Origin of the sequence: Proteiniphilum sp. (assembly GCF_040307845.1) — a bacterium.
GTDB lineage: Bacteria > Bacteroidota > Bacteroidia > Bacteroidales > Dysgonomonadaceae > Proteiniphilum.
This window is the reverse complement of record NZ_JAWRIS010000060.1, coordinates 1-21,633: the sequence shown is the minus strand read 5'-3', so window position 1 is coordinate 21,633 and position 21,633 is coordinate 1. Positions and strand designations below refer to the sequence as shown.

23 protein-coding genes are annotated in these 21,633 nt (G+C 42.1%); 15 read left to right on the top strand and 8 right to left on the bottom strand.

Annotated features, from left to right (window positions below):
- Nucleotides 1-27 precede the first annotated feature (27 nt).
- From ABV001_RS14455 to ABV001_RS14445, 3 genes are all read left to right on the top strand, one after another.
- Nucleotides 28-1,665 carry an ATP-binding cassette domain-containing protein gene (locus ABV001_RS14455; RefSeq protein WP_352423473.1) on the top strand — a complete coding sequence of 546 codons (1,638 nt, stop codon included), beginning with the start codon at nucleotides 28-30 and terminating at the stop codon, nucleotides 1,663-1,665.
- A 123-nt stretch (nucleotides 1,666-1,788) separates the two neighbouring features.
- Entirely contained in the window at nucleotides 1,789-3,387 is a 1,599-nt protein-coding gene (locus ABV001_RS14450; RefSeq protein WP_352423472.1) for an ATP-binding cassette domain-containing protein, read from the top strand.
- Between the two features lie 25 nt (nucleotides 3,388-3,412).
- The gene (locus ABV001_RS14445; RefSeq protein ID WP_352423471.1) at nucleotides 3,413-5,872 is read left to right on the top strand and encodes a TonB-dependent receptor; all 2,460 of its coding nucleotides are present in this window, start codon (nucleotides 3,413-3,415) and stop codon (nucleotides 5,870-5,872) included.
- 227 nt (nucleotides 5,873-6,099) lie between these two features.
- Here ABV001_RS14445 and ABV001_RS14440 read toward each other — a convergent pair whose 3' ends face one another.
- From ABV001_RS14440 to ABV001_RS14430, 3 genes are read right to left on the bottom strand one after another with little or no spacing between them, the layout of a single operon-like run.
- Nucleotides 6,100-6,225 carry a hypothetical protein gene (locus ABV001_RS14440; protein WP_352423470.1) on the bottom strand — a complete coding sequence of 42 codons (126 nt, stop codon included), beginning with the start codon at nucleotides 6,223-6,225 and terminating at the stop codon, nucleotides 6,100-6,102.
- 59 nt (nucleotides 6,226-6,284) lie between these two features.
- The gene (locus ABV001_RS14435) at nucleotides 6,285-6,638 is read right to left on the bottom strand and encodes a HepT-like ribonuclease domain-containing protein (protein WP_352423469.1); all 354 of its coding nucleotides are present in this window, start codon (nucleotides 6,636-6,638) and stop codon (nucleotides 6,285-6,287) included.
- Nucleotides 6,631-6,924 (bottom strand): nucleotidyltransferase family protein, encoded by a 294-nt coding sequence (locus tag ABV001_RS14430; protein WP_352423468.1) that lies wholly within the window; start codon nucleotides 6,922-6,924, stop codon nucleotides 6,631-6,633. Before ABV001_RS14430 ends, ABV001_RS14435 begins: the two co-directional genes overlap by 8 nt.
- A gap of 182 nt (nucleotides 6,925-7,106) precedes the next feature.
- Between ABV001_RS14430 and ABV001_RS14425 the strand changes: the two genes are divergently transcribed.
- A complete protein-coding gene (locus ABV001_RS14425; RefSeq protein ID WP_352423467.1) occupies nucleotides 7,107-7,361 on the top strand; it encodes a hypothetical protein in 255 nt (84 codons plus the stop codon).
- 61 nt (nucleotides 7,362-7,422) lie between these two features.
- Here the strand turns inward: ABV001_RS14425 and ABV001_RS14420 are convergent, their stop codons facing one another.
- Nucleotides 7,423-7,722: a hypothetical protein gene (locus tag ABV001_RS14420; protein WP_352423466.1), complete on the bottom strand. Its 300-nt coding sequence runs from the start codon at nucleotides 7,720-7,722 to the stop codon at nucleotides 7,423-7,425.
- An 819-nt stretch (nucleotides 7,723-8,541) separates the two neighbouring features.
- On the opposite strand from ABV001_RS14420, the gene ABV001_RS14415 reads away from it, so the two are divergent.
- Nucleotides 8,542-9,705, top strand: a complete 1,164-nt coding sequence (locus ABV001_RS14415; RefSeq protein ID WP_352423465.1) for an IS4 family transposase — start codon at nucleotides 8,542-8,544, stop codon at nucleotides 9,703-9,705.
- An 84-nt stretch (nucleotides 9,706-9,789) separates the two neighbouring features.
- Here ABV001_RS14415 and ABV001_RS14410 read toward each other — a convergent pair whose 3' ends face one another.
- Together ABV001_RS14410 and ABV001_RS14405 are read right to left on the bottom strand one after the other, a co-directional pair.
- Entirely contained in the window at nucleotides 9,790-11,334 is a 1,545-nt protein-coding gene (locus ABV001_RS14410) for a RagB/SusD family nutrient uptake outer membrane protein (RefSeq protein WP_502929900.1), read from the bottom strand.
- A gap of 102 nt (nucleotides 11,335-11,436) precedes the next feature.
- Nucleotides 11,437-14,481: a SusC/RagA family TonB-linked outer membrane protein gene (locus tag ABV001_RS14405; protein ID WP_352423463.1), complete on the bottom strand. Its 3,045-nt coding sequence runs from the start codon at nucleotides 14,479-14,481 to the stop codon at nucleotides 11,437-11,439.
- 317 nt (nucleotides 14,482-14,798) lie between these two features.
- Between ABV001_RS14405 and ABV001_RS14400 the strand changes: the two genes are divergently transcribed.
- Both ABV001_RS14400 and ABV001_RS14395 read left to right on the top strand, forming a co-directional pair.
- Nucleotides 14,799-15,227: a helix-turn-helix domain-containing protein gene (locus ABV001_RS14400; RefSeq protein ID WP_352423462.1), complete on the top strand. Its 429-nt coding sequence runs from the start codon at nucleotides 14,799-14,801 to the stop codon at nucleotides 15,225-15,227.
- Between the two features lie 106 nt (nucleotides 15,228-15,333).
- Entirely contained in the window at nucleotides 15,334-16,104 is a 771-nt protein-coding gene (locus tag ABV001_RS14395; protein ID WP_352423461.1) for an SDR family NAD(P)-dependent oxidoreductase, read from the top strand.
- Between the two features lie 246 nt (nucleotides 16,105-16,350).
- Here the strand turns inward: ABV001_RS14395 and ABV001_RS14390 are convergent, their stop codons facing one another.
- Both ABV001_RS14390 and ABV001_RS14385 read right to left on the bottom strand, forming a co-directional pair.
- Nucleotides 16,351-16,548: a hypothetical protein gene (locus tag ABV001_RS14390; protein ID WP_352423460.1), complete on the bottom strand. Its 198-nt coding sequence runs from the start codon at nucleotides 16,546-16,548 to the stop codon at nucleotides 16,351-16,353.
- Nucleotides 16,541-16,882 carry a helix-turn-helix domain-containing protein gene (locus ABV001_RS14385; protein ID WP_352423459.1) on the bottom strand — a complete coding sequence of 114 codons (342 nt, stop codon included), beginning with the start codon at nucleotides 16,880-16,882 and terminating at the stop codon, nucleotides 16,541-16,543. The genes ABV001_RS14390 and ABV001_RS14385 overlap by 8 nt, the downstream gene beginning before the upstream one ends.
- A 202-nt stretch (nucleotides 16,883-17,084) precedes the next feature.
- Here ABV001_RS14385 and ABV001_RS14380 point away from each other — a divergent pair, with 202 nt between their 5' ends.
- From ABV001_RS14380 to ABV001_RS14345, 8 genes are all read left to right on the top strand, one after another.
- Entirely contained in the window at nucleotides 17,085-17,327 is a 243-nt protein-coding gene (locus tag ABV001_RS14380) for a hypothetical protein (protein ID WP_352423458.1), read from the top strand.
- The gene (locus tag ABV001_RS14375; protein WP_352423457.1) at nucleotides 17,296-17,685 is read left to right on the top strand and encodes a LuxR C-terminal-related transcriptional regulator; all 390 of its coding nucleotides are present in this window, start codon (nucleotides 17,296-17,298) and stop codon (nucleotides 17,683-17,685) included. Before ABV001_RS14380 ends, ABV001_RS14375 begins: the two co-directional genes overlap by 32 nt.
- Nucleotides 17,682-17,978 (top strand): hypothetical protein, encoded by a 297-nt coding sequence (locus ABV001_RS14370; RefSeq protein ID WP_352423456.1) that lies wholly within the window; start codon nucleotides 17,682-17,684, stop codon nucleotides 17,976-17,978. The genes ABV001_RS14375 and ABV001_RS14370 overlap by 4 nt, the downstream gene beginning before the upstream one ends.
- Nucleotides 17,979-18,229: 251 nt before the next feature.
- A complete protein-coding gene (locus ABV001_RS14365; protein ID WP_352423455.1) occupies nucleotides 18,230-18,766 on the top strand; it encodes a hypothetical protein in 537 nt (178 codons plus the stop codon).
- A 12-nt stretch (nucleotides 18,767-18,778) separates the two neighbouring features.
- Nucleotides 18,779-19,252, top strand: a complete 474-nt coding sequence (locus tag ABV001_RS14360; RefSeq protein ID WP_352423454.1) for a hypothetical protein — start codon at nucleotides 18,779-18,781, stop codon at nucleotides 19,250-19,252.
- Nucleotides 19,249-19,431, top strand: coding sequence for a hypothetical protein (locus tag ABV001_RS14355; RefSeq protein ID WP_352423453.1), 183 nt, complete (start codon nucleotides 19,249-19,251; stop codon nucleotides 19,429-19,431). Before ABV001_RS14360 ends, ABV001_RS14355 begins: the two co-directional genes overlap by 4 nt.
- A 5-nt stretch (nucleotides 19,432-19,436) precedes the next feature.
- The gene (locus ABV001_RS14350) at nucleotides 19,437-21,113 is read left to right on the top strand and encodes a DNA cytosine methyltransferase (RefSeq protein WP_352423452.1); all 1,677 of its coding nucleotides are present in this window, start codon (nucleotides 19,437-19,439) and stop codon (nucleotides 21,111-21,113) included.
- Between the two features lie 6 nt (nucleotides 21,114-21,119).
- On the top strand, nucleotides 21,120-21,633 hold a 514-nt coding region (locus tag ABV001_RS14345), incomplete at its 3' end, for a DNA adenine methylase (protein WP_352423451.1).

The window sequence follows — 21,633 nt, the reverse complement described above, 5'->3', positions numbered from 1 at the left end:
TGGGGAAATTAAAATCACGAATAATGAATGAGTTCTAATCAGGAAAGCGCTTCTCAATGGTTGGGCAAGAAGGTTACAGAAGCAAAAGGGACATACCTGGCTGCCTCGGTATTTACCGTTATAAGCGCGACAAGTTTTGTTGTTTTCTGCTGGTATTTGTCGCAGTTTGCTTCAGCGTGGGTCGACAAAGGAATTGTGCAACCCGACAGGTTACTATACGCTTCACTGTTCCTCACCGGCAGGTATCTCTTTGCCCATTTTGCATCGCAGTTCAACTACAACGCCGCCAATATCATCGTTTCCAAAATCAAGAAAAAAATCTATCCCCTGTTGCTTAACAACAGCCAACTGGACTCTACTTCAAGCGCTTTATATGTTACCCGGATAAGTGACGACCTAAAGCCTTTTTATGCCTTTTTCATTCCCTACTCCGTGGCCACTGCATTGGTCAGCACGGTATTGCTGATTATCTGCTTCTGGATTGAAAAATGGGTGGGGATCATCCTATTGATAGCACTGCTGGTCATCCCGATGCAGATGGCTGTTATTGGCATTGGTGCTGAATCGCTTCACAAAAAACACACCAACCTTTTCCTGAAATATTCGGCAGTATTCTATAACCGTCTCCAAACCATTGCGGAGATCGTCAATCTGGATAACTTCAAAGCGCAGTACAGCTTCTTATCGGGAAAAAGCAAAGAGTTAAGCAAAGCGACCTCCAGTGTAATGCGGGTGGCTTTCCTGTCATCTACCGCCCTGGAACTTTTCGTTACGATTGCCATTGCCGCTATTGCCATTTACCTCGGGATGAGTCTGCTTGGCATTATGCCCGGCCCCAATTACGGAAAGGGATACGATTTCGGTACCGCGCTCTTCTTGCTGACCATCACGCCCTATTTTTTCTTTTATATGCGGAAATTCGTGGGTGCTTACCACGACCGGAACAAGGCTTTGGCATCAGCGGAATTGTTAATGCCGGTGCTGAACCGGGAAGTCGCCCCTCCTTTGGCAGATATCCATCAGGAGATTACTCGTTTTGAAATCAAAGGGCTGCATTTTGCTTATCCCGACTCGCCGGTTAAAGTACTGAACAACATCCACCTGCAGTTGCCTGTAAAAGGATTGGTATTGGTGAAAGGTATTTCCGGATCCGGAAAGTCTACCCTGCTGAAAATTTGTACCGGCAGCCTGTTCCCGCAGGAGGGCATGGTTTCAATCAACGGAAAAGACAACGAATGGTCGCACCAATGGTTGAAAGAAAATTCCTCTTATATGAACCAGTTCCCGTTTATCTTCGACGGAACATTAAGATATAATGTTTTCCTTGAGAAAGTGGCGGATCAACGAACCGGGTACCCCGAATTTATGGATAAGATACTTGCTAAAAAGGAAGAGGGCTGGCAAACCGAATTGACTCATAACGGGAAGCAACTTTCAGGTGGAGAAAGACAACTGGTGACGCTTGCAAGAATGATACTACACCCCAGGCCGGTGGCGATCCTGGATGAACCAACAGCTAATCTGGATAGCGATACGATTGAAGTCATTCTTCCTCAAATTGTCAAATTATCACAGGAACGCCTGGTTATTGTAGCTTCCCACGAGAAGATGTTCGATGCGGTGGCGGATGCAACGCTCAACTTAAACTGGGGGGAACAGGTCTGATGTGATGATGTGATGTTTGGTTGATGTGTGAATGATGTGTGAATGATGTGTGAATGATGGGACTGATGTGGTGATTCCGATGAATCGGAACAGGTGATGATGATGAAAAAAGAAAAAAATCGAATGCAGAAATTTATTACAAAACATATTTTGCAGCCTTTTGCTGGAAAATGGGCAAGAGGCTTCTTGCTGCTGGCCTTATGGACGGCGGCATTTATTGCTATGCCTGCCGTTTCGGGATGGTTCCTGGCTATCTGTAGCGTGGCGTTCATCACGGCCAACACCGCATTTTCCTACCTGATCCCTTCCGCCATCATTCGCCTGTTGGCGCTACTACGTACTGCCACAAGATATTTCGAGCGAATAGATACTCACACAACCACACTCGACGCGCAACAGGATATCCAATTAAAGATATTCCGGTCTGTAGCCAAATTTCCTTATTTCAAAAAACAGGTCAACAACAACTCCACATTACTGGAGAACAGTACTCAGGGTGTTGAACAGATACTGAACCATATCCTCTTATGGATTATGCCACTGTGGGCATTGGTAGTTTCCCTCGTCATCTACTTTGCTTTTCTTATTCTGTTCTCACAAACTATTGCCATAGAATTTTTGATTTCCGGCGCCATACTCCTGTTTATTGTTCCTCAATTCTTTTTCCGAAAAAACGGAAAATTGTATGATGCACTCAAAACACATCGGGATGAGAATAATCAGACGCTTATCGAGAGTTTCCGGGGGCGGATAGAGATCTCGAAATACAATATGGAAGAGAAAGTCATCGGGCAATACGAACAAAAACTGGGACAACTGGAACGATTGGAAAACAAACTACAAACCAATTCATTCTATCTGCAACTGATTGCAGGTCTCGGATTTAGCTATATCGCCACTTTTCTGCTCTGGAATTCGGCCAATTACGCGATCGACGCTTCCACAGCCATAGGTATCTTTTTCGGTATCATGGCACAAGCCGAACTGGCGGAAATGCTTTTTTCCGGAAAATCGGAAAAAAGTGCGGTCAGGCAGCAGATCAACGATGTCGAGTCAATTATCCAACAAGGTGAACAGCCCGTTGAGAGGGTACAGGTAAGTTCTGCCCTTGAAAATCTGACCCTGACCGGCGTGAGTGCAAAAATTCCCGAGACACCTGTTCGCACGTCAGAGGTGTCGTTAGAGATCAGGAAAGGAGAATGGATTGCGATCTTTGGTGAAACGGGGAAAGGGAAAACCACCCTGCTGAACAGCCTTTTTTACCCTGAGTACCGCCGCAGTGGCTCGTTGATATGGAACGGCGAAAAAGAATTGAACCATTTACCCGTACCTGAAGCTGTCTATGTCACCCAAAAAGCCTATCTACTTACCGGTACCTTGCGTGAGAACTTCGAAGGTTATCCCGATGAAGCGATTGAACAGGTATTACAGACGGTCGATCTCTCCGGCTGGCGCGCTTCACTCCCCGAAGGTCTGGGAAGCTGGCTGGGTGAAAACGGTGAAACATTGAGTGGCGGACAACGGAAAAAGCTGCTGCTGGCACAGGCACTTCTCAAAAGGCCACAACTGTTGGTCGTTGATGAACCCACTGCCGGTATCAGCTCTGAAAATGCGATCGATATTTTCCGCAATATCAGATATCAATATCCCGGTATCACCATTTTAATGGCAACCCATCTGAGAGATTTTGAAGCAGTAGTCGATAAAGTGGTCAGGATTTAATTTCACATTTCAATAATAATATCCTATGAGTTATTTTCAGGTAACGGTATCCAATCTTCTTCTCACGCTACTCTTCTTTTCTCCCATAACAAATGTCTCTGCACAGAACAACAAAACTTCATCAGCCTATCAGGTAAGAGGCCGGATTATCAGTAAACCGGACAATACTCCTATAGAATTTGCCACTCTTATTTTATATAATGTAAACGACAGTACGCCTGCCGATTATACAACGACCGATGTTTCAGGAAACTTTATACTTAAGCCAAAAGACAAAGGTAAATATTTTATCAAGGCCAGCTTTGTCGGATACAAATCGATAGAGACCAACCCATTTGAGGTTTCTATCGGGAGGAAAGATATTGTATTACCGGATATTTTATTGGAGGAGGATGAACAACTCCTATCGGAAGTGGTCGTAACAGGACGCAAGCGACAAGTTGTATACAAACTGGATAAGCAAATGATCGAAGCGGCTGATTTTCTCTCTGCGGCGGGAGGTACTGCGGCAGACATCCTGCTGCAAACTCCATCCATTCGTGTAGATGCCGAAGGTGAAATAACTTTCCGGGGCAGTTCAGGTTTCAAAGTATACATCGATGGCAAACCGGGTTCATTGAGTGGCGCTGCCGCCCTGGAACAAATCTCCGCCGGGCAGATCGATAATATTGAAGTATTGACAACACCTTCTGCCAAAAACAATGCAGATGGAGCAGTCGGTATTATCAATATCAACACAAAGAAAAGCAATATGGAAGGATGGAGCGGAATGGTCAACCTGATGGGAAGTTCCGTTTGGTCACGAAACATCGATTTCCTGGTCGCCCTTCGCAAAAAAGATTTCAGATGGCAATTATCCGGTGAAGCATCCCGTCGCTATGTGTTGAGTGATTACGATCAGCTAAAGACAATCATCACACCGGAGTTATTGACAACCGATCATTCCACGGGATCAAGGGAAAGGCATACCGGATGGTATTACCTCACTTCGTCATTCGAATGGTTCAGGGACAACACCATCTGGTCGGCAGCCATCACGGGCGGTTGGAGAGACCGCTGGAGAGGAGGGGAACTGCATTATGAAGACACCTACGAAACAGTGCCCACAGGAGAAAAAACATACGGCTCTTTCAATGGCAAGGATTTTGTCCATCTCTACGAATCTCATTCCAGAATTGATCTGGGAGTGGAGCACAATTTCCCGGATAGAAAAGGACACAAACTAACAGCCTCTCTCTATGGACTATACGAAGGAGGCGCAATGGAGAATTTCCAGACCGATCTGTGGGATATGCAGGGTAAGCAGGTGCAAGGGCATCGTGCATGGGAATATGAATACCGTTTTACCGGGCAACTGAATGCGGATTACGTGTATCCTTTTGATAATGAAACCGGAAAGTTTGAATCCGGTTATCAGTTGTACAGCTATACTGAAGATGGAGACTATACGATTGACATGTTCGATCCACAACAGGACGCATTTGTCGAACGTGATGATCTGTACAACAAATACCTCTTCCGCCGGGATATACATGCACTGTATGCATTGGTATCGGACGTCCACAAACGCTTCGGATACCAATTAGGCTTGAGGGGGGAATATACCTATCGTAAGCTCGGTAACAATTTCGAATGGGCGCGCCATAGTCGCCACCGTTTTAACCTCTTCCCATCGGTACACCTCTCTTATGCGCTCAATGACCATTCCCAGCTACGGGCGGCCTATACCCGCAGGATCACACAACCCGAACTATTTTATATGGAACCTTATGTGGTGTATGTCGATTATAACACGGCCCAGATGGGAAACCCGTTTATCAAACCGGAATACACCAATTCCGTGGAAGCAGGATATCATTATAATTTCAAGAATAGCAACACGATTTCCGCTTCCCTTTTCCATCGTGCCCGGAAAGATAAAATAGAACGCCTTCGTGTCCCCTATCATTCAAGCGTCACACTCGACTCGATGGCAAACGTCGGCAACGACTATTCCACCGGTATAGAATTGGCTGCGAACCTGCAACTCAACAGGTACTGGAACCTGGATGCAAATACGAGTTATTATTTCTATAAGATTAAAAACCAGTTCAAGGTAGATGATGACGAAGAGAGCTGGAACTGGCAGTTGGCCGTCAACAACAATTTTGATGTGGCAAAGAATACCCGTATCCGGATGGAAGCCTATTATGTAGGGCCAATGTTCAGCACGCAAGGACGTGTAGATGGTTTTTTCTATCTGAATCTCGCTGCCCGTCAGCAGTTCCCCAGGCAGAAATTAACGGCCGCCCTTGTCGTCAGGGATATTCTCTCCTCAGCCAAATATATCAACACACGCTCCGGCATCGGCATGGAAACGCTTAGCAAAATATATCCCCGATCCCCGCTGTTCACACTGACAATGACCTACACTTTCAACAATTTCAAATCACAGCGAAAAGCGGAAGGCCCCAATCACGATATGTTTGAGGGAACCAATAGATAAATGAAAAAATGACATTTGTCAGGCCCGGGGCAACGATCCTTTTTCCAGGATGGAGAGAATGATTCTTTCTTCGTTGGTCAGACCGGCGCGGTTAGCCTGCTGTTTCATCCTGTCGAGTCTGAATAGGACTGTAAAGACCCGCTTTCATACAAGCGGATCATCAAGAATATCGGTCATTTTTTTCGGCGACATCGCCCGGATGGGATCGTCTTCGTTATCTGCGGTTTTCATAGAAAGTCTGTCAAAGGGGGATGACCATTCTGTTTCTCCAATATCCCCAGTAATTCATCCAACGCCTCCTTGCAAGTAAGGGATAAGACCATCAATGAAAGGGCAACGGATGGATATTCCATATATGATAGTAGTCAAAAAATACCCGAAGTTAAAGCCGGGTACTTACATCTTTTTTTATCTACTTTATAACGGACAAAAGAGGAGAGGTATCATTTCGCAATGTATCAAAAATCACATCAGTATCAATTTCAAAATAACCATGGGCAAGCCGGTCTCGCATACCCATAATATCATACCACGGAACCGAGGGGTAATTTGGCAGGAGTTGTTTTTCTGTATATCTGTCGAGTCGTTTTATTTCTTCTCCAATAATAATAAAGCTCATACAGATGCCATTGAGTTTCAACATTCCATCAGCAGATTTCGTCAATTCATCCAAATTTGTGATGGTTGCTGTACTCTCGAGCAAATTTTCAATGGTTATCTCAATTTGCTCCAATACCTCAATTGCCAATAATATTTTGTCAGGCATATACAATCTCATCCATAATCCTCTTCATAAAAGAAGAAGACAAATTCTTATGTTTTCTCACTACATCAACTGTTACACCCAAAATTTTTTCAAGCTCAGCCGGAAGCCCAACCAGTGATTTCAAGCCCAACGATTTCCCTTCATAATAGATATCAATATCACTACCCTCAGCTTGTTCTCCACGAGCCACGGATCCGAAAATCCCGATGCGTTCTATGCCGTATTCTTCGGCATACTGCACTTTGAATTGTTTCAATCTTTGCAAATATTCGTCAGTAGTCATCATTTTTGCACTGCTTTTATTACCCACAAAAATAAGACATTATACCCAAACTTGCAAGATATGCCTCGTTACAAATGCATATAACGAGAATAACCATTTGATCATCAAATTAGAATCGCATATATTTGCGTAAAATTGAGAGAAGAAAGAGTATGATTTCACCAATAGCAAACAAATCATAAGGAATGAGCCATAACGAGATGCTGAATGACATATTGTCCCATACATCCAAAGATAAGCTGGACACGTTTATCGCGGAGTATGCCGAAAGCGACGGAGTATTTAAAACCTCTTTTTTAACACAGTTTTCTCCGAAACCGAAGTCGAGTAAAACGAAGAAAAAACCGGAGGAGGATTATGTAAGAATCATCGGGAAAGCTTTCAGCAAAGGTAATCGATTGATGAAGCAAATGTCGGAAGAACGAAGAAATAAAATTTAGGGTAGTGGTTGAACCACTACCCTAAATAATTTTTATATCGCTGATATACAGGATGATTTTTTTATTTTATAAATCTACGAATACCCCTTTTCTTGCGTAAATAGTCGCCTAACTCTGCGACTTCCATTTTGTCGATTCCACCCGCTCCCTTGTTATTCTTTATGACTAAATATGCCTTATTCAAGTTCTGCGGTGATAGTATCATCTCTAATAGACCATATCCTTTCCCCTCTGTGTTGTCAATGTTTTCTGTTTCAGTTATCCACATAAAGGTCTGCCCTCCCACATAGCCTTCGGATGCCGTCCTATTCTTCCGTGGGCAGGTCTTTGATGTTACAAAGCTTTTCTGCATTCTTCCCATTATCCGGTAACTTTCATTGAAAATACATTTACTAAAGTTCTGCCCTTCCTTATGCCTATCACTGCTTTAGTGCTATGGCGTCTGCTGACTTCTCACGGCAATTGTTATCCGTATTTCATACTCCGTTTCCATACGTCCGTGAGACCTCCCGTGGTAAGGCAATTAACTTTTATCCCATCCCCCCGCCCTATTTACACCTCGCTGTCCGTGTAATCTTTGGACTTCAACTTGTTATGCAGTCTTATCCCAGTGAATATGCCTGATAGGATTCGTGCTCCTCGGAGCAGGACTTTGCCTACGGCTTCCTTCAGATTCCACCTCGCGATGGACACCCTTGCCTTCAGCTAATGGTTGGCGATTACACCCCCCCATAGTGGACTTTCACCACCAAGTTAATTACCATGCACGACACACATAAAAAACCTACAAATCATTGACTTGTAGGTTTTGCCCGTTTGTTGTCTGGTTTTGTCCAGACCTTCCAGCGGAGAGAGGGAACGTTTATTCCTTTCTAACCGCCTGATATATAAGCTTTATCAATCTCTGAAATTAGACTATCCCCGATTTAGACTTTGGGGGATTTCTGCGATCTTCACCACATTTCATACTAGTACAAAAATAGTTATTTGGGATGAAATAAGCAAATATTATTCAGGTTGAATTAACTCATCATAGCTTCCTTCTTGAAACCTTTTTTCATTACTGTCCTATTAAAATCTCGTAGAGTTCTTTGAAATATTTGAAATTTAGTTAGTTGTAGTCATTTTTGGATTAAACGGATTTCAATTCTCATCTTTGTAGTTCTTAGAAAGAACAACAATGCATAAGGATAAATTCGTTTTTTCCCAATTAGTCAGTTTCCTCGACAGGAACAAGTTTAACTACATCGTGCGCAAATATGATGGAGACAAGTATGTGAAACATTTCACTTGCTGGAACCAGTTGCTTGCCCTGATATTCGGTCAACTCTCCAATCGGGAAAGTCTGAGGGATCTCGTGGTTGCCCTTGAAGCACACCACTCCAAGTGCTACCACCTGGGGATGGGCAGGAACGTATCAAAATCATCCTTGTCCAGGGCCAATCAGGATAGGGACTACCACATCTTTGAAGAATATGCCTATTTTCTGGTAAGGGAAGCCCAACAGAAACGGAAAATAGATATTTTCAAACTTGAAGGAAACGTCTATGCTTTCGATTCGACGACCATAGATTTATGCCTCGCGGTTTTCCAGTGGGCAAAGTTTCGCAAGAGAAAAGGGGGTGTCAAGGTCCATGTGTTATATGATGTGGAAACACAGATACCGACATTCTTTCATGTTACCGAAGCTTCCGTACACGACTCGAAAGCCATGACGGAGATTCCGTATGAATCCGGTTCCTACTACATATTTGACCGTGCGTACAACAACTTCAGGATGCTATACAAGATTCATCAGATAGAATCTTTCTTCGTCGTCAGGGCAAAGAAGAATCTCCAATACAAGGTCGTCAAGTGGAAGCGAAGGCTACCTGAAAATGTACTTTCCGACATGACAATCGAACTGACCGGATTCTATCCGAAACAATATTACCCCGGACGAATCCGAATGGTCAGATACTGGGACAAGGATCAGGGGCGTGAATTCGTATTCCTGACCAATGCCACGCATATTTCCGCACTTCAGGTTGCGGAGCTTTACAGGAATCGTTGGCAGGTCGAGCTTTTCTTCAAATGGTTGAAACAGCACCTCAAAATCAAAAAGTTCTGGGGTACCACGGAGAATGCTGTCAGGATCCAGATATATGCCGCCATATGTACCTACTGCCTGGTGGCAACCGTTCAAAACGATATGAAACTGGATAGAAGTACATATGAAGTCCTTCAAATATTAAGCATCTCGTTGACCGATAAGACGAATCTTCGGGAACTTTTTGACAAAACTAAATTTCAAAATGACAAAGAACGATTTGGGCTCAATGGGCCAGGTTTATTTGATTTTTAATAACGTCCCTTTTTTATGGGACACTAGTGATAATGTATAAAGATAAAACAAAATAATCATTCTACCTTGTATCTGTTGAATTCATTAATATCCTCTGTTTTGAGTTAAAGCACCTCCACTTTTGTCTATTTCTGTTCGTGGAATCGGCAGTTTAAGATGTTGTTCATAATATGCCACCGGTGCAACTACTTTAATATCATAGCTCTTTTCACCGTTTGCCGCTTTTCGGATTTGCATTCCCAGGATTTGCTTTGCGGAGACTTCTTCAAGAATTTCCCATCGCCTGACATCAAAGAATCGATGCCCCTCAAAAGCCAATTCAATCCGTCGTTCATTGCGTATCTTATTCCTTAAGTCGATCCCCGAAGCATTGACAGGAGGCATATTTACTCTCGCCCGGACAAGATTAACATATTTCCTTGCAACATCTTCATCTCCCAATTCAAATTTTGCTTCGGCATAATTTAACAGGATTTCTCCATAGCGGAAGTATATCCAGGGATTTGTACTCTTGTCTTCGGTTCTCAGGTTTACCGATTTATAAGGATCAATAAATTTATAAAGATAATACCCGGTCATTGTAGCGTTCCATGGTACCACACTACTTAAAGGAGAATCGATTCCACCATCAAAAGTTTCCACTTCATGATCCTGGAAAACAGATCCGTCATAGAGTATGGAAGCATAGAATCGTGGATCCCTGTTAAGATAGGGATTTTTCGGATCATATCCTGACGCGGGATTCACGATGATCTTATTCGAAGCATCGAGGCTGTAAGGAAGCTCACCGTTTACCATTTCATAATCCATCACCATATTTTCGGTAGGATGATTATGGCCACCCCCATACAGGCTATTCGTGCCTGAAAGACCATTTATATTGTGATTGAGGGATATGGTGAAATACCTGCCGAATATTATTTCATTGTTGTCTTCCATAAACAGATTCTTATAATCGGGGTATAGCGTATACCCTTTATCGATAAGATTTTCAGCCGATTGTGCCGCTTTTTCCCATTTTGTCCGGTCATTGGAAGGATTGTTTAACGAGCTGGCAGCATACAAAAGGACACGGGACTTCAGTGCCAGTGTAGCATCGGGAGTTGCCCTACCCTTTTTGATTTCACTTTTGCTTAACAATACAGAGGCTTCATCCAGTTCATTGACAATAAAATCTACCACTTTATCATAACTATCCCTCGTCACCGCCGTATAATCATCATCAAGGGAAAAAACCTGTGTAATCAATGGCACATCCCCATATCTCCACAATAATTCAGCGTATAAGTATGCCCGTATAAATTTCATTTCACCTTTCAGGCGATCCTTGGTCTCATCCTCGAAATCGGATGATTCAATCTGATCAAAGAACTCGTTGATATCCCTGATTCTTGCATAGGCATACCCCCATTTATTGAAATAAGGTGTCGTTGTTGTACCTAACGTAGAAATATTATCTGATGTCAACTCTCCCCGTTGGACAGTCCATGCTCCGCCATTATTATGCACATCATGCATTTCATCCGTCAGGGAAGCCCATAAAGCCTCGCAATATCCGTGTTGCAGACTATTATACATGCCATTCACATAAGATTCTACCAGTGCCTCATTGGTCCATATTCCAGTCATCCTGTCTTTTGGCTCAATGTTGAGTATATCATTGCAACTTGTAAAAACAACTGAAATTATCAGTACAAATACATATTTTATTTTTTTCATCGTAGTGTAGAGTTAAAATGTTAAGTTGATACCTATGTTGTAAACTCTCTGTTGAGGATAATACCATGCAGACGGAACTTCGGGATCATATCCGATTTTCTTCATGTGGTCATAAATCAAAAATAGGTTATTTCCACTCAGATAGACCCTGCAATTTTGTAGTCCAAACCTGTTTATCCAGTTGGAAGGCAGGCTATAGCCGACCTCAACATTCTTTAGTCTTAAAAATCCCGCATTCATGAGCCAATGCGTCGAAGCCTGTGTATTTTCACTCCGGCTTTCAGAACTTCTTGGCATGGTGGCATCGGTGTTTTCAGGAGTCCAGTGGTTATCCACACGCCACTGGTAATAATTACCGGCACCTTTGCTCAGCGAAGTGGTCCAGTCCGTTGTGTTCAAAAAATTGGCCTTTTCCTGTCCCTGCAGAAGTATCGACAGATGGATATTTTTGTAAGTGATTCCGGCATTCAATCCAAATATTATTTCAGGGTCAGCCGTTTCATTAATTCGTATTCTATCGTATGAATTGATCTCACCATCTTTATTTACATCCTCATATTTAATATCACCCGGTTGTGCGCCTAACAAATGTGGATAGTTTTCAATTTCATCCCAGTCTTTGAATATTCCGATAGATTTATACAACAATCTCGAACCCAAGGGTCTTCCGGTAGCCAATTGGTATTCTTCGGCCATCGGCGCCTCATCAGTAAAGATGACCTTGTTTCTTGCGAAAGAAAAATTACCTGAGACAAAATACTGAATGTCTCTATAGGTAGAGTTGTAGCTGATTTCGAGTTCTATTCCCCTGTTGCGAACTACACCGATATTTTCGTCCGGCAGTTGCAACCCCGTATATTCAGGAACTACCGCTGATCTTTTTGTGAGTATGTTGGATCTTTTCGAATTGAAAAAATTTATTTCCCCACGCAGTGCATTCCACAAATAAAAATCTATTCCGACATTCAATGTTTTCGCAATCTCCCAGGTGATATTGGGATTGGGTACATTCAGGGCATTGAGTCCGTTTACATCCACATCCCCAATCACATAATTGCTGCCAAATCCGTAGGCTGCCAGGTATTGGTATGCCGGGACGTTATCATTCCCCATTTTTCCGTAAGATGCCTTTAACTTCAAGTAGGAGATGAAATCCACCTCCTTCATAAATGCTTCTTCCGAAATATTCCATCCGGCAGAGACACCCGGGAAGAAACCAAACTGCTTGTTTTTGGGAAAGTTCTGGGAACCATCATATCTGAAAGTAAACTGAAGTAAGTATTTCTGGGCATAGTTATAGCTTAATCTACCAAAATAGTTGATACGAGCCGATTTACCTGCCGATCCGTCGTTGTTCATATAATTCCTGTCACTGGTTCCGGCAAACAGTTCATCTATTTTTGTCGATACGAAACGGCTCCGGGAACCGAGCAGATAATCGTAATTACTGCTCATCTGTTCATACCCGACCAGACCGGTAATGCTGTGCTGATACAACTGCTTTTCGTAGTTCAACATGATATTCCATAGAAACATCGTATTATTCCTCGTATCTACACTCAAGCTCGGGTCATCCGCCCCGAATCCGGTTCTTCCCCTCGTATATTCACCCGTATCTTCATCTCTGTAATAGACATAACTCGGTTCGTACCAGACTTTGTTAAAACTATTGCTATAATCATAATTGAAACTTCCGTTAAGGTATAAGCCTTCCACCCAGGGAGCATTTATCCGGTAAGTGAGCGTCGATTGGAGCATTTTACTCTTCGATTTCCTGTATCCTTCGCTGTCGCTTACCCTATTGATCAGGTTGTCGTCATCACGGCCGGGAGCCAGATAATCCGTGCCGGGCCATTTGGGGAACCATGTGGGGTGGTATAAAAAGATATGCGGATAGATATCGTTGTAGTTGTAAGGCCGGATACCGTCCAACACTGTTCCCCTCAAGTTTAATCCGAAAGATACATATTCCGAAACATTCGCATCAATTTTTGATTGCAGGTTATATTGTTCATGTTCTGTGATGCCATGCTTATAATGCCCGTCCTGGAACGTTCTTCCCAATGAGGCCCTGTATGTCATCTTCTCATTACCGCCATCCACTGAAAGATCCATACGGTTTTGAGGGGTGAATTTCTTTGTGATGTAAGAATACCAGTTTGTATTGGGATAATACGGGTCTGTTCCGTTTCTATACAGCTCCAGCTGTTGATCACTGTAGATAGCCGGTCTCCCGTTCTGCACCTCAATTTCATTCTGGATGGACGCGAAAGTATAGGCGTCCGTCATATTGGGGACTCTTGTGTCTTGCTGGAAACCGGCGTTATAGGTAAAGTTGAAGGTAGTCTTCCCGGATTTACCACTTCTTGTTTCTACCAGTATCACCCCGTTGGCGGCACGTGCCCCGTAGATGGCAGCAGTAGCATCTTTCAATACTGTTATATTCTCAATATCGTTTGGATTAAGTCTTTCCAGTCCGTCCCTCGGAACTCCGTCAATGATGATCAGGGGTGCGTTAGTTCCCAGCGTATTTTTCCCCCGGATGAAGATAGAAGGATTATCCAATCCCGGTTCACCGCTTCGGGTATTGATCGTCACCCCCGCCATGGTACCGGCCAGGGAATTGAGCACATTGGTTACCGGTATTTCCCGTATCTTGTTCCCTTTCACAGAGGTGACCGACCCGGTGAGTTCCTTGGCCTTTTGCGTACCATAGCCGACGACCACCACTTCTTCCAATGCTTCCACATCCTCCTGCAACACAAAATTGAGTGTTCTTCTACCGTTGAGGGTCACAACCTGTGAAACCATGCCGACATAAGAGACCTCCAATACTGCATCCGAAGGTACATTCGATAAAGTAAAATTTCCTTCCGAATCAGTCACTGTACCGATTGACGTTCCCTGTATCATTATTGATACTCCAATCAACGACTCTCCTTTTACGTCGTTCACCACTCCTTTCACCGTCATTGTTTGTGCAAATAAGCACATGGAAAATGTCCACATCAATAGCAACATCATTCCTTTCAATACACTTACAATTACTTGTTTCATTCCTGGGCTTTGTTTTAGATTGATTAATAAATTATTAGATACTCTTTAAATTTTATCATATTAAATACACATCATGGTGCATAATATTACAGGCTGACATAAAATTTAATCAACAGGTATTCAAATTATTGTAAATTATTCCTCTGGACCAGAGATAAATAATTAATTCATAAAAAAGTAATACTACGGCAAAGAAAAAAAGATTTTTTGTGAATAGGGTAACAAGATTGGCGTATAATTATGCAATTTATTGATATAATTATGCAAATATCCTCAAAAGTCACTATTTTTGTTCTACAACATAAAAAACAGATAAAATGGAAACAATAGAACAGACTTTAAAAAACACACATCACGGACATTCCATAAAACGAATCCGTCATACCTTAGGAATCAAACAGGAAGTGTTAGCTGATATGATGGGAACCACCCAGGCACGGATTTCCAATTCTGAACAGGAAAAAGTATTGGAAGACGAGGTAATTGATAAATTTGCCAAAGCCCTAAACGTATCTCCCGAACTGATCAGGGAACTGGAAGAAGACCCGATAACGGTGATTATTGAGAATAACACATTTGAAAAAGGAAGTGGCGCAGCATACTACAATGTAATCCACAATAACCCCGATCCTGTTGACCGGCTAATCGAACTGTCCAATGAGAAAACCGCCCTCTACGAGCGGATGCTTGAACTGGAGAAAGAAAAAAACGCTCTTCTGGAACGGTTGTTAAAGGACCATAAATAAATTCCGTTTTCTCCCTCTCCGACTGCAATTGAATGTGGGTTCCCAATCTGTAGACGATATGGGAGTAACCCCTTTATTTGATTTTTTATGTTCTAATTTCTTTACAATGAAAAAAGTCGCATTTATCACAGGAGCGTCAAAAGGTATCGGACTGGAAATTGCACGCATTCATGCCGCTCACGGTGACGATCTGATATTAACCGCCCGGAGCCTGCACGATTTGCAGGAGATCAAAACACACTTCGAGTGTGAGTATCCGGTCAAAGTCACCATTATTGCAAAAGATTTGTCGATGGCCGGATCGGCGGAAGAGGTTTTCGACGAAATAAAACAGCAGCATATTGATGTGGATTATCTGGTCAACAACGCCGGATTCGGCGATTACGGCTATTTCGCGGATACCAATTGGGATAGGTACAGCGCTATGATCAACCTGAATATTTCGTCGCTTACCGAACTTTGCCATCTGTTCATCAGCGATTGGCAAGGACGTAAAGCAGGGAAAATATTGAATGTGGCATCAACGGCGGCGTTTCAACCCGGCCCTAAAATGGCGGTTTATTTTGCCACGAAAGCGTATGTGTTGAGTTTTTCGCAAGCCATCGGACAAGAAGTGAAAAAAGACGGAATCACCATAACTGCCTTTTGTCCGGGCCCGACGAATACAAATTTCATGGACGATTCGCAGATGATTGTAAGTAGAATGGTTGCAGGCCACAAACTTCCCGCGCCGAAAGAGGTTGCCCGATGTGCTTATAAAGCGATGATAAGCGGAAAATCCGTCGCCATTCACGGAACAAAAAACCGGATAATGGCCAATTTAAACCGTTTCGTTCCACGGAGTTGGGCCACGAAGATCACCGATAAATTGTTGTGAAACTTTGTTTTATGATCGAACACAATCAAGGATATTGTCTATAAATGTCTACAACAAAAGATCCAGAAATTTATCGAATAGACAAATTTCTGGATTCAAACAGGTTAGTTTTTTCTGTGGAGCTGGAGGGAGACTATTCCTTACCCTCTTTGTATTGATAATTAATTGCTTATAATTGTCTATCAGTGTCTATATTTCAGAATTTGTCTATAAATGTCTGGAATGAAATTCTATCTATTTTAATAATTAAGAAAACACAATTGAATTTATCTTTTTTCTTTTTGCTTCATCTTTAAAGTAAACAGACATCAATTGATGTAATTGAATATCTCCCACACTACTTGAAGATAAATTAAGTGTTTCAACCATTAAATCTACTGCTTTATTCAAAGCATTTGGGGATATTTTGTCAAAGTCTTTAGAGTATATTTTTTTCTCACTCATTTTTTTTCTGATTTATTACCTTTACAATTTTTTCAGTTATACCAAGTTCTACAATTTCACTTTCATTCATAGGAATTTCTACAAACACCTTGGATTCTTTCACGACATCTGATATTTTAATCTTCTCTATGGTTTCCGGTTCCAGAAAGTGAATAAAAAAATCATAGTTCAAAATCTGTCCAATTTTTTTCAACAGTTCAGTATTAATACTTTTACGCTTAAAGATATTGTATACGTTAGTTCTTTCACGATTTATGAGTTTCGCGAATTCTGTAACTTCCATATTTTTAGCCTTTAAGCGCTCTTCTATTATTTGTCCAATGATCTTATCCATATAGAATAAAGTTAATACTTTAATAATTAGCCTATTGAGAAAAAGTGTTGAATTTTTTCGGAAAAAACGTTGAATTTATTTGGATTATATTACAATAAAATTATACATTTGCATCGTTAAATAATAATGAACAAAGGTAACATGTTAGTTATCGGTCGAAAATAGCGTGTTTACGTCATTTTGAAAAAATAAATAGGATAAAATGGGAAAATTTTCTTTCAAAAAAGGATTTGGTCAAGTGCAACAAAAAGATGTATCTGAAGTGAAGACAAAAATAATGTCAGTTCTGAATATCAAAACCCGTCCAGGATGGAAATACCGTCTTGATGGCAGAATTGAGCCTAAGGTGTCTGAGGCTACTGCCATTGAAGAAGTTTTCGCTGAATACGGTATAACAGACGTCTGGGGAGAATATGAAACTGAATGCGCAACTAACCCGGCGTGAACGGGACATCACCGAACTCCTCGCCTGGGGGGCTTCGAAAAAAGAGGTGGCCAATCATCTCTTTATCTCGGAGCGAACAGTGGAGAACCATACCCGAAACATATATGAAAAGACAGGCTGCAGCAAAGTGAATGAGCTTTCGGCATGGTGGTTTTGCTTCCGGTTCCGGATACCATTAAGCCTCTCCCCATTAGGCAGAAAGATAGTTGCGGTAGTCGTATTGGCAACTTATATATTCGGGGCAACGAACGATCTCGCATATCACCAGCGCGTAAGGGTCTCATCGCCCAGGATCGCATATCGTTCGATGAGATTTACAAGAAAAAACAACAACGATTCAAAAACTTTTGTAGCATGAAAAAAGATGTTGAAATCCTAATTCGTGATCACATTGTACATGTGAAATTCGGTAATGAATTTGCGACGATGATTCGTCAGCCGGATTCTAACGGTCTGAGAAAAATAAACTTTTCCATTCCCCTAAGAGGTGCTTATGCTGATGTGATCGAAGGTTCCGGTATTGCCTCAGTTGATAATATCAACTACGAGGAATGCTCAATCACATTTCGATCCCTTCCATTTTATGAAACGCATTTAATTGCGGAATTAATAACCGATATTTTGAAAAAACATGAAACATCGAATTCCTGATGATTGGTTCGAAACCATCATATACGCCCTTCTGGCAATAGCACTTATAGGATTATCAGTGTGCCTTATTTTATTGACAAAAACTGACAGGCTTATAGCCATAACGTAAACAATATGAGAATTAAACGATTAAAAGCCCTTTACCGCCACTTTATACGTAAATATATTTGCATGTATGTGAGCCAGGAATTTGGAGAAGTATAACTAACAAATAATCAAAGTAATGAAAATCTTATCTAAATATTGAACACATGCATCAATTAAATGAAAATTTTCAGACCCCTCCCAATATCGTAAAGTATATGGTATCCCTTATTCCTGACGGTGTAAAAACGGTTCTGGAACCTACGCCGGGACTGGGTAATATCATAAGAGAATTAGAATCGCGGGGATATATGGTTTATGCTCCCGATAACTTTTTTAAGTACAACGAAATGGACGTGGAGAGAACCGGAATTGATTGTGTAGTGATGAATCCTCCTTTTTCATCTAAATACGCGTTCGGTGTACCTGCTGAAATTTCGCACTCAGGGATGAGGCTTGGATATTATATATTGACAGAATGTATGAAAATGAGCGATATAGTAATAGCATTGATGCCCTGGTTCACGATTTCGGATTCGGATGTCAGGTTACGTTATCTGAAACAATTTGGTCTGAAATCAATAACGGCCCTTCCCCGAAAGACTTTTCAATATGCCAGGATACAGACTGTCGTTCTTCACCTTCAAAAGGGATATAGGTTAGACACAGTTTTCAAAACTATAGATGAAGCACTAACAATTTAAATATAAAACTACATGATACCTATAAAAGATCTTATAACTGCACCAGAAGAAATCTTAGATTTTATTAAAGACTATGTCGGCAAAATTAAATCATTTCAATTTATGATTGAAGCATATCGTGGCAAAAACGACAATCTTCCGATCCAAAACATGGATCTTTGGATTGAGTCATATATCGATATAATTCCTGAACTACTGGAATTCAGGAATCATGTAAGATCGGAAATGGAACGTCTTGGGATTGAACGACATCCTGATTATGTATACGGTAAAGATTTCAATCACTACTATCACTCCAATAAAGCAGCAATAGAGTCACTCCGGGCGTTACGTGATAGGCTTTTCAAAAATGTGATAGAAGCCGTAAATCATGACCAAGAGAGTATTAATCAACACATATTCAATCATAAAGGAGAGGTGCAATATAGTACTGCGGGAATGAATTGCGTTCACTTCTCAAATCCCAAAAAACCGGATATAAAATGACAAAACAAGAATTAGAAATCCACCTCAGTCACACACGGAAAATGTTACAGGACATCAATGACCTGGATGATCGCATTACTACCGACTATTCGGATGATGCAACCAATATCCGGAGATCCTATGAGAATGTACGTAAGGAATTACGCTATCTGTTAGCGAGGCAATACGATAATGAATAATTGAAATGAAAAAAAGTTATCTCACAGTAACTGATCAATTTTGCGGCGCCGGCGGATCATCCCAGGGCGTCCGGCGATTATCCCGGAAGATGGGTGGAGGGTTAGAACTCAAATTAGCAATGAACCATTGGCCCCTTGCCATTAAAACCCACAATACCAATTTCCCGGAAACCGATCACGATTGCGCTGATGTATCCGCATCGGATCCCCGTCGATATCAAAGTACGGATATCCTTATAACTTCACCGGAATGTTCCAACCATACCATCGCGAAAGGAGTAAGCCGCAAATTCCAAGTAACAAAAAACCTATTTGGAGAATTGACAATAGATCCTTCAGCCATCCGGTCACGAGCAACAATGTGGGATGTTCCGCGCTTTGCTGAAATCCACAACTATAATCTTATCATTGTTGAAAATGTAGTGGAAGCAAGGGCGTGGATAATGTGGGATGCATGGTTACATGCGATGCACAATCTCGGATATCAGCACAAGTGTGTTTACATGAACTCCATGCATGCTATTCCTACTCCCCAAAGCAGGGATCGGATGTACGTCGTGTTCTGGAAGAAAGGGAATAAAGCACCTGATCTGGATTTTCGGCCTAAGGCTTTTTGTCAGCATTGCCGGAAGGAAGTAAAGTCCGTGCAATCCTGGAAAAATCCGAAAAAGAAATACGGAAAATATAAAGACCAGTATGTTTACAGGTGCCCTCATTGTGGAAATATTGTTGAACCTTATTACTATGCATCGTTCAATATAATTGACTGGTCAATCCCGGCAGTAAGAATAGGGGACCGTAAAAAACCATTATCCCCTAATACTATCGAACGAATTAATCACGGACTCCAGAAGCAGAAGGAATCTTCATTCATTATCTACACTGATCATTCAAGTAATTTGGATCGATCGTCAGCGATATCTGATAGGATGTTTACTCAGGCTACGCGTCAGGTAGCCGCCCTGATAACAAAGGGAAGTTACGGAGGTGATATCAATCCCCTCTCCCATCCCCAGTTCACTATGACCACACAAAATAATTACGGGGTGGTAGGTATACCCACATTGATTGATGAGCACAATAAGAACGGGAAAAGCCGGGGACTGAATGAGTATGTGTCCACGGTACTGGCCGGTGGGAATCACCATGGCCTGGTAGGGATGCCGATGATAATTAAAAATTATGGAGGTGGATTTAAGCCGCAAAATGCTCCATTACTTGGTAATGAATCGATTGGAACTATTACAACCCACGATAGTCACGGTGTCCTAGGTATTCCCTTTATAGTTACGAACAGAGGGCAATCCCTGTCAAGGGAGATAGCTCTGCCTATGAGTACGCAGACGAGTATGATTAATCACGGGATTCTTTCCACAGAGGCCGTGAACGCATTTTTCTCCTACTACTATAGCAAAGCACAATCATCTGGAATATCAGATCCTATTGGAACAATGTCAACCAAGGACCGGGTTGCCTTGGTGTTGAGCTCGCCTGAAAATATTGATATCGAAGATTGCACATACCGGATGATACAACCGCACGAAGTCCAGAGGGCCATGGCATTCGAAGAGGATTATATCGTTTTAGGATCCGGAAAGAACAAAGTAAAACAACTCGGCAACGCCGTAACACCCCCGGCAATGGAGTGGCTACTGGAACGTGGTATAGAAACATTTAATTAAGAGTAAATGCGTACCCCAATCACATATTACGGAGGAAAGCAGCGGCTTGCACCGACTATCATTTCAATGATGCCGGCACACAAGCTTTATTGTGAGCCATACTTCGGTGGAGGAGCCGTATTTTTCGCAAAGCCGAAAACCAGGATAGAAGTAATCAATGATCACGACAACACCCTGATCAATTTTTACACCTGTGTTCAGAATAACTTCGAAGAGCTGCAGCATCTCGTTCATCAAACACTGCATAGTGAAAGGATGTATCTCCATGCTAAAGATATTTGGAATGGTCGTGTAGAAGCATCTGATATTGAAAAAGCCTGGGCAGTATGGTTCATCACGAATGGATCCTTCTCCGGATCAATGCATGGAGGGTGGAAGTGGTGTAATGGAACTTCGGGCGGTCACGCTGGAACCTTTATCAAAGGGAAGAGGAATGAATTTATGGATCAACTTCACCGCCGTCTGGAAAATGTCCAAATTTCATGCAGGGATGCTATACGTGTCATTCAGGACCGGGACA